This window comes from Halorubrum ezzemoulense, from assembly GCF_004126515.1.
Taxonomy (GTDB): Archaea; Halobacteriota; Halobacteria; order Halobacteriales; family Haloferacaceae; genus Halorubrum; species Halorubrum ezzemoulense.
Genome location: NZ_CP034940.1, coordinates 404,506 through 418,217 on the forward strand (window position 1 = coordinate 404,506; position 13,712 = coordinate 418,217).

Here is a 13,712-nt window from a genome sequence, read left to right on the forward strand (position 1 = left end):
ATTAGGACATCTTACTGAAGAACCCGCTGAGATGGTTTTCGATCCACGATTCAGCGAAGCTGAGCTTCTCTGTGAGGTTCCCAAATATCTCATCAAGCAGTGATCTGTACTCGTCTTCGCCGTCGACAATCAACGGCGAGGACTCCCATTTGAGGCTCTTCCAGACTGGCTCAATCGGATTGAGATGCGGTGACCCAACAGGGAGAAAGACCAGATCAATGCCTAGCTCGTGAGCGCGCTTGCGTGTGTACTTGCAGATGTGTGAAGAGAAATTGTCCAAGACGAGCAGAATCCGCTTGCCGGGATTCTGCTCGCGGATTGCCTCGAAGCACGCACAGATCTCTTCTTTCGTTTGATCTGGTGGAAATGATAACACACTCGTCCCATTGAGTGCGTAAAACCCGGCCGCTGGTGTGTCTACTTTCACCAGCGGCCGTTCGATGTGCGGCTCATCAACTGAGTATACTCGCTGTGAATTGTCCCATGGTTGCGGGTGAGAGATATCGAAAAATCCCACTACGGTGCCACCGTCAGTGTAAATATCGTCGTCAGCATTCCAGTCTTCATCTTCTTCATCATCCTCTCGTTTGTTGTGTGGTTCGTTGTGAGCGTCCTCGTCGAACGCGTATTCGACGCGTTCGTCGAGGATCTCTTCGGCATTCTCTGGTCGGTCAGGACGTTTTGTCCGAGGAATCGCGTAATGCAGTCCAAGCTCATCCAAGAACGTCGGGAGGTAGTTTTTGTGGTACTCAACGTTGAACTCCTCGTCAAGAAGATGTTCGATCTCTTGTTTCTTCCATGGTTGATCCTCGCGGAGGCGTTCAATGAGTTGTTCTTGTTCGGTTTCATCGAGCTTCGGGGGCCTGCCGCCCCCGAAGTTCGGGGTGAGTTTCCCAAGGCCTCCTTGATTCCAGCGACGCACCCAGTTACTAGCCGCTCCATTCGAGATACCGACCTTGTCAGCTGCCTCAGCTAACGTTTCACCGTCGTAGAGATGCTTGAGAAAGGTAAGCCGCTTGTAGGTCTTGAGATTGTCAGTCTCAGCTTGAAGTCGATCTAAATCTTCCCTACTGAGGTGCTTCACGACCTCTTTCTCACGACCAACCATACTACCCGCAATTAGCTCCAGCTATTCAGTATCTTCCCTGAGGTACTATAGGTCAGAACGGCACCGGGGACAAGTCACACCGTCACGCCAGCGAACCTGCTGTAACAGGTACGTTGAGACCGATTCCGACCCAAACATATCTAGCGGAATCATCTGTGTCGGGCGCCGCTGACGCGGTGCCCTTGTCCTCTTCGACTCCACAGCGGCAGCTCACCAGTATCAACAATCTCCTACAGAAGAGCGCAGTGAAAAATCATATATATGACCAAATAAGAATAATAACTATGACTTTGTTCTCAAAACTCTCAACGGCGATGCGCCAGCCACGTCAGATTCCGTCGTATATCACACATCGCGGCCTTTATGACATATATACATTCTATCAACGAAAACTCCGAGCAAAGGATGGAATAAAAATCATGGAGGAAGACTGGGATAATCTCATTATCCTTGACGCTTGCCGGTATGATTCATACTTAGAAAAAAAGAACCTACCTGGAAAATGTCGAGCTGTAATCTCAAAAGGTTCAACTACGACAGAATTCATTCAAAAAAATTTTACTAAAAATGAGCATTACGATACAGTATATATAACAGCAAACCCTCACGTTGATAGGTATGTGACCGGGAAATTACATTCAGTTATTAGCCCTTGGAAAACCCACTGGAATGAAACATTCCATACCGTGATGCCTGAGACGATGGCTGATATTACCGCCAAAAACGCAAATATGTATCCAGAGAAACGCTTGATTTCACACTTTATCCAACCACACCGGCCATTTATTGGGGAACGGGGGAAAAAGATTGAAGATTATAAAAGCGTTGATGGACACCGGGAGATGGCGTTAGGGAAGGACCCAGACTGGGAAGGAGAAAACCCCTACAATCAACTGAAACACGGGGAAATATCTGAGACTGTTGTAAGGGAAGCCTATGAGGAGAATCTTGAATTGGTTCTCAGTGCTATCACAGACCTTGTCTCCAAATTAGAAGGCCGAACAGTAGTCACAGCAGACCACGGAAATCTTTTCTCAGACCGTTTTCCTTCGTTGCCTGAAGCGGGCTTTCCACATCCTGGTGGAATGTATCTTAGTGATCTTGTTAAAGTACCTTGGCACGTTATTCCATCGGAACGACGTCGAACAATTACAGCAGCTCCACCAAAAAACAATAATGATGGCAGTATGCAGGACGGAGATGTACAAGAAAAACTTAAACATCTTGGATATTTGGAATGAGAGTTTCGATTTTTGAGTATGTGAGATTCGAATAATTTCTACAATATTAGCCCACTATTAAATTTTTCACATCAGATAGACTTGATGTGAGGAAAAGCTTGAATTTTTCTAATCTGGATATATTGTATCGTATATGTTCTTGTGGTGCCCGAACTACAAAGTCCGTACTAATCTCTTTTGAGTCGACTGCTTTATTAAAAATGGTGTGCTCACAGATATTTTGTGGATAGTCACCGTCTCGTTTATAGCTTGCATCACCCAATTTTTCTAAATTGTATATCCCAACTCCACCAAAGGCGCTTTGAACAGAAATTTTGCCCTCTTTTTTTAATTCCTTAATATTCTTTTGCTTAGAATAAACGAATTTCATTTTTGACATAAATGAACCTATTTGCATTCTGGATTCTCGAACTTTATTCCAGCAATCTTCTTCTACCCACCCTTCTGCTCGCAGTGCATATATATCATAATAATATGGCTCGGAAGCCGGGAAGACCGCATCTGTTTCGCCATTGACAACCCTGTGGCATTCTTTGAGGAATTGGTCAATATCAATTGATTGTGTAATCTCTGAGTCAAGGTCAATAGGCACATATAATTTTGGTATTTTGGGGTCTTCTACTCTTGAAATATCTTGGATCTCCTCGAAAAGAATATTTCTCAAATGAGCAATTCTTTTCTCACGAATTGGATATTCTTCATCTAGATTGTCAAATAAGAACAATTCAATATTATATTCATCTTCTAATTTTGTTAATATTTCACGTGTTTTGTCCTGAGAGTCATTTTCCGCTATCAATACTTTACAATTTTGTGTCGGCATTTGCCTACATACATCCAAAATAGTTCGGATATTCTCTTCTAATGTATCTTCACAATCTCTTGCTAAACCAGCGAAATATATTTTGTAGTCATTTGCCATTTCATTCGACATTCTGACTAGTCATCCGTTGTACGGCCTCGTTCAATAAAGGCCCGCTTTTCCGCTCTTTATCGTCGTGTATGTAGGTCTGCTCTGTTGAATCCGCAGAAGGCAAAGGGATAGCGTCGCTCTGAAGGTGGAAGCGAAGCGGAAGAGCCGAATGTGACTAACCTACTCTTCCGCTTCGTTAAGCAAGCCGCGTCGCTGGCTCAAAAGCGCTGTGCCGCCAGTCCAACGGCGGTGAGTGATCCGACTGGCAACGGATTTCCCGGGTGGAAGCATGTCACGCTCCACTTTTTGCGGGTTCACATGGATGCGACGTACCGCGAGATCGTCGATTGGGCGAGTGAAATGGATCGTGTTCGTGGTCTGTTACAGCTCGCTCGAACGGCATTTCCCGCACCCTCAACGCTGTACCGGTCGTTTGAGAGGGTGCCCATGTCCGTGTGGCGCGGGTTCCTTCGGGAGTCTGCGACCATCTGCGATCCGGGCTCGCACGGTGCCATCGATGCCACGTTCTTCGACCGCGAAACGGCATCGAGACACTACCAACACCGCTCGGATCGCCACATACGCACGCTCAAAACGACGGCACTCGTCGATACAGATTCGTGTGCCATCCTCGATATTCACTGCTCGGCACACTGGCCTCACGACACCCAAACTGGCCGTCGAGTTGCCCTTCGCAACACCGAGAAAATCGAGAGTCTCGCCGGCGACAAAGGCTATGACGACCAATCTCTCCGGGACGCCCTCCGTTCAGAGGGCGTCCGGCCGTTGCTGCGTCACCGGTTGTTCGCTGCGTACGATCACGCGCACAACGCACGGTTGGACAGCGAGCTATACGGCCAGCGGTGGATGGCCGAGACCGCCTTTTCGGCCATCAAGCGTCGGTTCGGCCCCGCTGTCCACCCTCGCGCGTGGTACCGCGAGTTCCGCGAACTCGTGTTGACCGCCGCAGTCTACAACCTCGAACAAGCTCTCAAACAGTGATCCCCGCGCCGTCATCGGATTCAACAAAGCAATGTAGGTCGAAGTGGTTGTTTCGGCGTCAGCGTGACCTAATGCTGAAATGAACGGTTGGGCCGTGAAGCCACAGAGCAACGATTTGCGATCGGGACAGTAACATATTGACATCGGGAATTATATCAAGATATTCTCGCGTGATCATGACAGAAGCATTTTGGCATGGCCAAGTACTACTGATAACGTAATGACTTCAACTGGAATCGCAGTCTTTGCGTATAATCGTCCGGATCATCTCAGACGTGTTCTTTCGGGTCTTAAACAAAATGATGTTGGACATTTATATATATTTGTAGATGGAGCAAGAAATGAACAAGACCAGAAACGGGTCTCGGATGTTAGAGAAATAATTGATCAGATCGAGTGGTGCCGAACAACAGTTACCGCTCGCGACCATAACATCGGTTTGGCAGAATCACTCACAAGCGGAATCGAACGCGTCTTTGAGGATCACGAACGGATCATCGTACTTGAGGATGACTGTGTTCCTGCTCCCAATTTCGTATCGTTCATGAATACTTCTCTGGAGCGGTATGCGGACGACGAACGAGTAATGAACGTGAACGGCTATAGTCCACCGATCGAGGTCCCTGACAATTATCCCTACGACGTCTACTTCACGTATCGGAGTTCTTCGTGGGGTTGGGGGACATGGCGCTCCGCATGGGAGAATTTCGAACGAGATCCACTGACACTTGAAGAATTAGAACAAAAAAAGAACGAACTCAAACGAATAACTGACAAAGCGGGGAAAGACCTCTATCCGATGATGCGTGACCAGCTTGAGGGCAGTATTGATTCGTGGGCCGTCTGGTGGTCATTCGCTATTGCTGCTAATGACGGTTTGTGTCTCAACCCTGTCGATTCAAAAGTTCAAAATATTGGACACGACGGGACAGGTACCCATACAGGGGAATCTGATAAATACGGTGTAGACCTGGATACCACCCCGGTTAATGAACTGAATTTCCCGCAAGAGCCTTTTATTAATAACGAGATCAACTCTAGGTACAATCAGTTTATTGTCGGCAATAATCTAAGAAAATTAAAACGGTATACTGTTGATTTCTTGGAAGCGATAGGACTATGGCAAAAATACAAACGAATACGGAAGTAATTAGAACTAGGCTTGTAACCAGTGATTTAAAATTTCACAAAATATCACAAATCCGTTTATTATGTTTGTATAAATTAATCATATTACACATCTGTTCCGCAGATTCTATTAGTACTGTAAAATTAGAATTTAAATTTAACACGGCGGGAAGTTATTCAACACGATATGAGAAGCCTGATATTCCTGAACTCCTCTAATCCCTCATAATGATTGAATTACATCCAAATACTGAGGTCGATCATAGCTGCCCGATCTGTAATACCGATCTCCCTGTAGAAGACTGGCATATCCCTGGCATGCGAATGGTCGCAGAGCTCCTATGTCCAGAATGTGACTGTCGATTCTTTGGAGATCTCCCAGTCGGTCACGGACTTGTGTATCCAGCGTTGGTACATGCCGAAACGGGTGAAGTTTACCAAGAGGTTGAAAATAATTGGTTTGCCAACTGGCTTGAAGAAAGCTACGCGGATAGGAAACACGAGCAAGTTCCGATCAATAAAGAGACAGAACACGACATCAGTAAGCCAATCGTTCTCAATTGTCTTGACGGTTTGTACGGTCATAGTTTGCTCAAACTGCTTAATGCTCAATATTATCTTGATAAAAAACCAAACTACGACCTCATCATCCTTATCCCGTCGAATCTCAAGTGGTTAGTACCGGAGGGCGTAGCTGGAGTATGGAGTTTTGATATACCACTATCCCGAGCTAGAGAGTGGAACGACTGGATCAGTCAAGAAGTTAAATCATTTCTTAAACAATTCGATCAGGTTTGGGGAAGTGTAGCGTTCTCACACCCACATCCGGAAGATTATGATATAACCCGATATACAGACATCCAATCTTTTCCACTTGATTCTTGGTCCGAGATGACGCCGACAGTAACCTACATTTGGCGGGATGACCGTCTCTGGGCTCCTTCTCGTCACTCATCTCAAACCTCAAAAAAAGCTTGCGGAACGATCTATTGGGCCGCTGAGAAACTTGGCATAAATCTGAGAAAAGGTAAGCAACGGCGTAACGTCGTACGATTAGCCAAAAATCTTAAATCTGCTTTTCCACGGATTGAATTTACAGTAGCAGGACTAGGTCAACCAGGTGGTCTCCCAGATTTTATTACAGACGCTAGAACAACATCTTTTGATAATAATACTGAACAAAAATTATGTGATAAATATTCTGAGAGTCACGTAGTTATTGGGATTCATGGCTCTAATATGCTACTCCCGTCAGCACACGCTGGCAGTGTGGTGGAATTAGTTCCACCAAAGAGGTGGGGAAATATGACTCAAGATCTTTTATTTGGTCATGGTACCGGGAACAGAGAGTCGATCTATAGTTATCGGCATGTACCACGCTCAACCGCTCCTAAAGAAGTTGCAATCATCGTCCGGTCACTTCTGGAGAAACGACCTCAGAATACACTTCATATGGCTCAGAAGTGGACTTGTCATGAATCGATTGATTACAAGGAACACAGATCCAGATGGAAACAAGTTGATTGAATTATTCTACTTATTATGATAATATGTCTGTGTGTGAATTTGAGACCAATTTGAATCATTGGACTGATTAACTATTATAGAGGTTTTTTATACTTGGCTGATTGAATCGCTTTTATGATCAAACCATTAGCCACAAAGATTCTTCATACCTTATTTAGAAATGATTTTACAACGTCTTTTACTTCAAATCGAGCGGCCCAGTTAGGTATAAGACAACTCGTGAAAGAGTTAGATTACACCAGAGGTATCGGAGCTGGAGCAGGAGTTGGAACCAGTGGAGAAGAAATACTGACTGAATTGCTGGAGGATCAGAATGGAACCAAAACTGTATTCGATGTTGGCGCAAATAAAGGCGATTTTACAGATCTTATTGTATAAACGCAAGTGAATCAAATATTCATTTATTTGAACCTCAACAAAAATTATGTCAACAGCTAAAAACAAAATATTCTAATCAAAATACAAAAGAAGTTAATTGCTTTGCGCTATCAAATGAAGCGACACAAACCACATTATACTATGATCAAGAAGGATCGGGTTTGGCTTCAATGTCGATGCGTAAATTAGACCACCATGATATTGAATTCGATCATAAAGAAGAGATTGAAACTCAAACCATCGAGGAATACTGTGATAAAAGAGAAATATCGGAGATTACCCTACTGAAGCTTGATGTAGAGGGGCATGAACTTGATGTATTAATGGGAGCAGAAAATATGATCTCCCAGCAAGATATTCAATTTATTTCTTTTGAATTCGGAGGGGCGAATATTGACACTCGAACTTTTTTTCAAGATTATTTTTATTTCTTCAATAAATATGGGTACCATGTGTATAGGATACTACCCAGTGGTGAATTATTCGAGATTGATCAATATGATGAAATCGATGAGAGATTTCAGGTGACAAATTATCTTGCGACAGTAAATAAAATATAAACACGGAAGCAATCATAACGCTCAATTCCTATCTTTTATTGACTTGCTTGGATCTCGTATAACTCCGCGTACTTTCCGTTTTCTTTCACTAGCTCGGCGTGCTGTCCTGTCTCTGTGACCTGCCCCTCTTCGATCGTGTAAATCCGGTCAGCATTCTTTACTGTCGACAGCCGGTGGGCAATCGTGATAATTGCGTAGTCGCGGTCCATTTCCTCGATAGCTTGCTGGACCTGCTTTTCTAAATTAGAGTCGAGATCGCTCGTCGCCTCGTCCAAGATCAACACGTCGGCGTCCTCAAGTATCGCCCGTGCGAGCGCGACCCGCTGTTGTTGTCCACCCGACAGCCGAACACCGTCGTCGCCCAATAACGAATCGTACCCGTCAGGAAGTTCGGCGATGAATTCGTCAACCTTCGCGATAGAGGACACGCGATCGAGTTCTTCCTCCGACACTTCCCGATTCCCAAGAGTCAGATTGTACCGCAGCGTGTCGTTGAAAATGAAAGGGTCCTGTCTAACCATCGAGAGTCGGTCGCGCCACTCCGCGATGTCCATCTCGTCGATCGGGACCCTGTTTGCTCTGATCTCACCGTCGTCTACCGGATACAGCCGAGCGAGAAGCGAGACGATCGTCGACTTCCCCGCGCCCGACTGTCCGACAAACCCGACGAACTCGCCCTTCTTGACGGTGAAGTCGATCCCACGGAGTACTTCCTCTTCGTCGTCGTACGAGAAGTGAACGTCATCGAACTCGACCTCACGGATCTCCTCGGGGACCTCCCGGCTCGACTCTGTCGGCTCGTTGTACGTCGCCAGCTCGTCGGTGAACTGGACTGTGCGGACCAGATGCGGGAGATTGTTTTCAACTCTGTAGTACAGCGTGTTCACTTGGCTCGCCTTCGGTCCGAGTCGGAACATCGCGAAGAGGAAGACGCCGAGTTCGCCGATAGAGAGGCTTGCGAACGTCAACGCGAGATAAATAAGTACGAACACCGACACAGCGACGACAAGATTGTAGAAATTATTAATTGCCGCCTCGTTGCGTCGGAGAATAATTCGTGATTTAGTGAACTGCTCGATCGCCTCCGTGAAATCTTCGAAGAGTTCTTCGGCGAGCCCGAAGATCCGAACGTCACGGATACCCTGTGTCCCGGCTTGTGCTGCTTCTTGACGCATCTCGTTCGCCTCGGCGACCTTCTCTCCTACGTCGTACCCTGAGTCAAGAACTCGTCGAAAGAAGACCGAGAAGCCGCCAAGAACCACTCCCGTGATAACCGTCAGTACCGGTGCGATAACCAGTGCGACAACGAAGTACACAGCGGCGAGAAAGAGTTGTTGAGTAAATTTGATCCCCTGATCGATCACTCGGCCCGCATAATTCGTCTGCGTTACGATCGCATTCAGAATATCATCAGATCCCTCCTTATCGAAGTACTCTACGCGCGCATTCAGCGCGTTCCGGAACGCCCGCGTCTGGAGGTCCCGAATGTAGTAGGTCCGCAGCGCCTCCCGGAACCACGCCACCGAGAAACTGGTCGTGTACCGCGCGACCATCACGGCCGACACGCCGACCACGACGTAGCCCAGCGTGAACGGAATCCCGAGCGTCTGATACACAGTTACGAACACCGCAAGCAGCCCGTCCGCCTCCGCAGCGGGATCCTGGAGCTGAACGAGTTCGACGATCGGGAGAATGAAGCTCAGTCCCACACCCTCGAGTACCGCAGCGACGACGCCGAGTACGACCACTGCCGCCGTATATTTCGGATTGTACCGCGCGACGTCGCGGAGGGCGTCGAGTTTCTCACGCCTGGAGACCGGTTCGGGATCTGACGATGACATAGCGGTGAGTTACTCCGATTTCTGTCGGCGACTCGAATAATGTCGTCGGTCTCGTTCCGTGCGCCGTGTCCGCCCCACGTTCACGACAGTCGTACGCTACATTCGTTCGGATCTCCTTCATAATCTCCGCGACTGTAACCTCGATAAGGGAGAGAGTACGTTTCGTGTGCTTTCACTCGGTGTGTTCGGCGACCTCCGTTCGCGTCTCTAAGACGATCGGCCGATAGAGATCAAGTCCGTGCTCGTCGTACTGCCCGCCGCTCAACCCCTTGTTCTGCGTGACGTCGAAGGAACCCCAGCATGTGGCGGCCCGAGAGGTGGTCTTGGATACGCTTCAGCGTCGACCGCGGGCCCATCGGCTTCTCGACGATTCCCGCTACGTGCCCCGTCTCGTCCGCCGAACACGCCGATCATCACCGCGACTACAGGCGAGATGCCCCGGCCGCGAGTACGACGTCAGTCTTTAGCGACCTCTCTACACAGATCTACAGACAAACGATACGTGTAAACCATCTGTCTTGGTAGTGGATAACTATGCCACTAGGCGACGAACACGACAGATGGATCGCAGATGACGAGTGGCCGACGATCGTCGCGAACGTCCCGCTCGTCTCGGTTGATCTCGTGATCGAACACGATGGGGGTGTCATCCTCGGCAAACGCCAGAATGAGCCCGCAAAAGGTGAGTGGTTTGTGCCCGGTGGGATGGTATTAAAAAATGAATCTCGCACTGATGCTGTCCACCGTGTAGCCAAAGACGAACTCGGTGAAGCTGTTGGCATTGACGACTGTCTCGGAACCTATGAACATTTCTACGAGACGGCCGATGTTGATGGCGTCGACTCGAAACACTACCTCGCAACCGGGTACCGCTGTCACTTCACACGCGACGAACCCGACATCGTCAGCGACGAGCAACACAGCGATTTTCAAGTCTTTCGCCCACCATTCGAGAACCTCCATCCGTACGTTGAGCAATACCTCAACGATCGCTAGCTCCACACTATCACTGATCTGACTCAACTCCTCTCTCCGGTCACTCTCCCGCCGATTCTCTATGACCCTACCCTCTTTCAAACTCCTCAGCAGCCGTGTCTCGACCCCCTCGAAACCGACAGCAAAGTGGCGAAGAGGCGCAGCGACGACAGCGCGACGATTCGTACCTCGTCGATACTCAAGTGTGACCGTTCGCTCTCGCGCGTGGTAGCTCGTCCAGCAGCGCGTTCGCGTCCTCCAGGTAGTTGATCTCGTCGCACACGACGCGGTGCGTCCCGCCGATGCGATCGAACTGTCGGTACAGCTCGTCGAACGCCTCGCCGGTCCCGAGTCCCCACTCCGGGAACCGGCTGGCGCGCTCCGGAAGCCGCCCGTTGACCAGACGACGAACCCCGATTCCGAACACCGACGGGAGTACCCAAGCACGCCCCGTAGACAGCAATTACTCCCCGACGCTGTTAAGCGCGCTGTTCAGCTCGAAGAGCTCGCGGACGACATCGCTGTCCGCGACCCGATACCGGCGTGGTGACGTGTTCGGAACGTCCTCGATGAGTTCGACCTCACACAAGAGGTCGGTGTAGTTGCCAACGGTCTGGCGCGTGACGCCGGCGTGTGCTGCGAGTTCGGTTTTGTTGAACTCACGATTTGGCGGGAGATCAAGCAACGCGTCGACGAGAATCGGGATCGCATCGTGCTGCGTGAGGTAGAGCCACCCGCTTGGGTGCTCTTTCCGAAGTTCCTTTGTCGCCCCGCGGTCGTCCGCGTGATCCATACTGCTCATACAGTGAGACACCATCTGTGGGTATAAGCGTTCTCACCAACGTTAACGGTCATTAACAGTCTTCGTGTAAGAAGGAGAACCGAAGAGCATCATTGGAAGTGACTCCACTATACTGGAGATCGACTGTGCCCCCCCCGGACTCATCGCCACCCCCACCCCACCATGTCAAGTGTTCTTCCCAAGACAGGGTGAGACGCTTTTCCTTGAGACCCCACCGTGTCGAGTGTTCGAGCAGAATCACCCGGGATCGTCCGAACGAACGCCAACCGAACTCACCGGGTCACGTGATCCGTGTCGCCACCCGTCGGGAGCGCGATGGAGTCGAAATCCCGAACCACGTCGCTGACGATACCGAGGTCGACGTCGAACTCGTACTGGCAGCGTCGGGCTCTTCAGGTGGGCAGTAGGAGGGACACACCGTACACCGAGTGAAACCGAGAGATGAAACCCCGATAAAATCGTCGTCACACACGTCGTGCCGAGTGACACCTGCCGAAACAGTAAAACGCAGTCAACATGACCCGCTCCGGTTAGAACCAGCCCCCAACCAGAATTCAGGCTCGCAGACACACCTCCCACCGAGAGAGCTCCAACGAAAGTGAACAGACCGCAAACGTCCATCATCTCACCACCAAGGCCCGAATTGCTCTGCCAGCAGCACAACGGTTGCCAATTTCACTCGGTGCTTGCTGTGTGAGAGTACGCTGTGTCGTATTTATTCACTGTCCAAACCCGGTCTAGAAGGGGCAGAATTCATTTGTTGCGTATCTCACTCGGTGCAAGGTCGGTGGCATTTCATGAGCTGAAGTATTTACCGCATCCTTAGTTCATCGGCATCCCCACCCCACCATGTCAAGTGTTCTTCCTGAGACGGAACGGAACTGCTGAGACCCTCACATCCAGTGTTCGTACGACTCCAGCCAGAGCCACCCGAACGAAACCGATCGAACTCACTCAATCCGCGCTGTCACGCCCTTCGGGAGCGCAATAGAATCAAAATCCCGAACGACATCGCCGACGATATCGAGGTCGACGTCGAACTCGTACTGGTAGTAGTGCCCACCTGCCCGTCCCTCATTTTTCATCTGCCGATCGAGGATACCGAGCATCGCCAGATCCGCGAGGTGGTCGTGCATTCGACGACGGACGAGCGGGTCGACGTTGGAGCCCTCCGCGATATGTCGATACAGCGGATACACGTCGCGGATCCGTGCCGGGGTCTCCTGCTCGAACGCGAGCTGTAACATCGCTACGAGCGCGAGATGCCCGTGTTTCGTCAGCTCGCGCATCCCGTGTTCGACCTGACTCTGCTCGAGTTTCTCGCGAGCCTGATGGACATGCTCCTCTGTTAGTCGCTTCTCGCTGTTCGTCCGCGCAATCTCACCGGATTTATACAAGATATCCAACGCCTGCCGGGCACTTCCCGTGTCCTGCGCCGCGATAGCGGCACACAGCGCGATCACGGCGTCGTCCACCGCGTCGTCGTACATCGCCCCGGCCACTCGCTCTTCGAGGATGTCGCGCAGTTCCGGGGCGTTGTACGGCGAGAAGTGAATCTCCTCCTCACAGAGGGTGTCTTTCACCTTCGGAGAGAGGTCGTCTCGGAAGCCGAAATCGTTGCTGATGCCGATCACGCCGGGTTTCGCTTTCGAGAGGTAGCCATTTGAGCGGGCTCGCGGGATCTCATACAGGATTTCGTCGTCGCTGCCGATGTGGTCGATCTCGTCGAACACGAGGAGGATCGTCCCGCCGATCTGGTCGAGCTCCTCGTACAGGATGTCGAACACGCGCTGTTGGGGATACCCAGTCGTGCTGATCCGATCGTCTGCGGGTCGTAGTTGATTCACGAGGTTGACTGCGACCTGATAGGACGATGAGAGGTTCGTACAGTTGAGCCAGCAGACCGAGAGTTCGACGTCGTCGTACTGCTCCGTATCTCGCTGTAGTTGCTTCAACAGGTAGCGAGAAACGGCTGTCTTCCCAACGCCCGTTTTTCCGTACAAGAAGATATTTCGGGGTTGTGCGCCGTTGACGATCGGCTGAAGCGCGGCCATGTACGTCGAAATCTCGTCTTCGCGAGCGGTAATCGAATCCGGCTGGTAATCCTCGCGGAGCATGTCCTCATTGCGGAATATCTCCGTGTCCCGTGTGAACGTCGCCATCTTCCATCGCGTTCGACTCGGCCCATACGCATAAAACCACCGTGTCAAGTGTATCGTATGAAAATACAGATTATC

Annotated in this window: 12 protein-coding genes and 3 pseudogenes; 7 read left to right on the forward strand and 8 right to left on the reverse strand. The window is 49.9% G+C overall.

Annotated elements, in window-relative coordinates:
- Position 1: 1 nt before the first annotated feature.
- Positions 2-1,108, reverse strand: a complete 1,107-nt coding sequence (locus tag EO776_RS01985) for an IS630 family transposase (RefSeq protein WP_100050283.1) — start codon at positions 1,106-1,108, stop codon at positions 2-4.
- Between the two features lie 51 nt (positions 1,109-1,159).
- Positions 1,160-1,261, reverse strand: a pseudogene (locus EO776_RS01990) (IS1595 family transposase); the annotation flags it as partial.
- A 131-nt stretch (positions 1,262-1,392) separates the two neighbouring features.
- Here EO776_RS01990 and EO776_RS01995 point away from each other — a divergent pair.
- Entirely contained in the window at positions 1,393-2,349 is a 957-nt protein-coding gene (locus tag EO776_RS01995) for a hypothetical protein (protein WP_129452319.1), read from the forward strand.
- A gap of 46 nt (positions 2,350-2,395) precedes the next feature.
- On the opposite strand, the gene EO776_RS02000 is transcribed toward EO776_RS01995, so the two are convergent.
- Positions 2,396-3,271 carry a hypothetical protein gene (locus EO776_RS02000; RefSeq protein WP_186279043.1) on the reverse strand — a complete coding sequence of 292 codons (876 nt, stop codon included), beginning with the start codon at positions 3,269-3,271 and terminating at the stop codon, positions 2,396-2,398.
- A gap of 162 nt (positions 3,272-3,433) precedes the next feature.
- Here EO776_RS02000 and EO776_RS02005 point away from each other — a divergent pair, with 162 nt between their 5' ends.
- The 5 genes from EO776_RS02005 to EO776_RS02025 all read left to right on the forward strand — a co-directional run bounded on the left by EO776_RS02005 (position 3,434) and on the right by EO776_RS02025 (position 7,857).
- Positions 3,434-4,264, forward strand: coding sequence for an IS5 family transposase (locus tag EO776_RS02005; RefSeq protein ID WP_100050285.1), 831 nt, complete (start codon positions 3,434-3,436; stop codon positions 4,262-4,264).
- 220 nt (positions 4,265-4,484) lie between these two features.
- Complete coding sequence (locus EO776_RS02010) at positions 4,485-5,414, forward strand: glycosyltransferase family 2 protein (protein WP_100050286.1); 930 nt, start codon at positions 4,485-4,487, stop codon at positions 5,412-5,414.
- 206 nt (positions 5,415-5,620) lie between these two features.
- Positions 5,621-6,919 (forward strand): hypothetical protein, encoded by a 1,299-nt coding sequence (locus tag EO776_RS02015; RefSeq protein WP_129452320.1) that lies wholly within the window; start codon positions 5,621-5,623, stop codon positions 6,917-6,919.
- A 114-nt stretch (positions 6,920-7,033) separates the two neighbouring features.
- Positions 7,034-7,297: a hypothetical protein gene (locus tag EO776_RS02020; RefSeq protein WP_129452321.1), complete on the forward strand. Its 264-nt coding sequence runs from the start codon at positions 7,034-7,036 to the stop codon at positions 7,295-7,297.
- A 17-nt stretch (positions 7,298-7,314) separates the two neighbouring features.
- The gene (locus EO776_RS02025; protein WP_246041503.1) at positions 7,315-7,857 is read left to right on the forward strand and encodes an FkbM family methyltransferase; all 543 of its coding nucleotides are present in this window, start codon (positions 7,315-7,317) and stop codon (positions 7,855-7,857) included.
- Positions 7,858-7,892: 35 nt separating this feature from the next.
- Here the strand turns inward: EO776_RS02025 and EO776_RS02030 are convergent, their stop codons facing one another.
- Positions 7,893-9,698 (reverse strand): ABC transporter ATP-binding protein, encoded by a 1,806-nt coding sequence (locus EO776_RS02030; RefSeq protein WP_100050288.1) that lies wholly within the window; start codon positions 9,696-9,698, stop codon positions 7,893-7,895.
- Positions 9,699-9,870: 172 nt separating this feature from the next.
- Positions 9,871-10,048, reverse strand: a pseudogene (locus EO776_RS19715) (cell division control protein Cdc6); the annotation flags it as partial.
- A 184-nt stretch (positions 10,049-10,232) separates the two neighbouring features.
- Here EO776_RS19715 and EO776_RS02040 point away from each other — a divergent pair.
- Positions 10,233-10,694, forward strand: coding sequence for an NUDIX domain-containing protein (locus EO776_RS02040; protein WP_100050289.1), 462 nt, complete (start codon positions 10,233-10,235; stop codon positions 10,692-10,694).
- Between the two features lie 184 nt (positions 10,695-10,878).
- Here the strand turns inward: EO776_RS02040 and EO776_RS02045 are convergent.
- From EO776_RS02045 to EO776_RS02055, 3 genes and pseudogenes are all read right to left on the reverse strand, one after another.
- Positions 10,879-11,085, reverse strand: a pseudogene (locus EO776_RS02045) (cell division control protein Cdc6); the annotation flags it as partial.
- 51 nt (positions 11,086-11,136) lie between these two features.
- Positions 11,137-11,475, reverse strand: coding sequence for a hypothetical protein (locus EO776_RS02050; protein ID WP_179235261.1), 339 nt, complete (start codon positions 11,473-11,475; stop codon positions 11,137-11,139).
- 950 nt (positions 11,476-12,425) lie between these two features.
- Positions 12,426-13,637, reverse strand: a complete 1,212-nt coding sequence (locus tag EO776_RS02055; RefSeq protein ID WP_100050290.1) for an orc1/cdc6 family replication initiation protein — start codon at positions 13,635-13,637, stop codon at positions 12,426-12,428.
- Positions 13,638-13,712: the final 75 nt, after the last annotated feature.

What these genes read in the sequence shown, in the direction of transcription:
- EO776_RS01985 (WP_100050283.1), bottom strand. Translation starts at nt 1,108, where the DNA reads ATGGTTGGTCGTGAGAAAGAGGTCGTGAAGCACCTCAGTAGGGAAGAT.
- EO776_RS01995 (WP_129452319.1), top strand. Translation starts at nt 1,393, where the DNA reads ATGACTTTGTTCTCAAAACTCTCAACGGCGATGCGCCAGCCACGTCAG.
- EO776_RS02000 (WP_186279043.1), bottom strand. Translation starts at nt 3,271, where the DNA reads ATGGCAAATGACTACAAAATATATTTCGCTGGTTTAGCAAGAGATTGT.
- EO776_RS02010 (WP_100050286.1), top strand. Translation starts at nt 4,485, where the DNA reads ATGACTTCAACTGGAATCGCAGTCTTTGCGTATAATCGTCCGGATCAT.
- EO776_RS02015 (WP_129452320.1), top strand. Translation starts at nt 5,621, where the DNA reads ATGATTGAATTACATCCAAATACTGAGGTCGATCATAGCTGCCCGATC.
- EO776_RS02020 (WP_129452321.1), top strand. Translation starts at nt 7,034, where the DNA reads ATGATCAAACCATTAGCCACAAAGATTCTTCATACCTTATTTAGAAAT.
- EO776_RS02030 (WP_100050288.1), bottom strand. Translation starts at nt 9,698, where the DNA reads ATGTCATCGTCAGATCCCGAACCGGTCTCCAGGCGTGAGAAACTCGAC.
- EO776_RS02040 (WP_100050289.1), top strand. Translation starts at nt 10,233, where the DNA reads ATGCCACTAGGCGACGAACACGACAGATGGATCGCAGATGACGAGTGG.
- EO776_RS02050 (WP_179235261.1), bottom strand. Translation starts at nt 11,475, where the DNA reads ATGAGCAGTATGGATCACGCGGACGACCGCGGGGCGACAAAGGAACTT.
- EO776_RS02055 (WP_100050290.1), bottom strand. Translation starts at nt 13,637, where the DNA reads ATGGCGACGTTCACACGGGACACGGAGATATTCCGCAATGAGGACATG.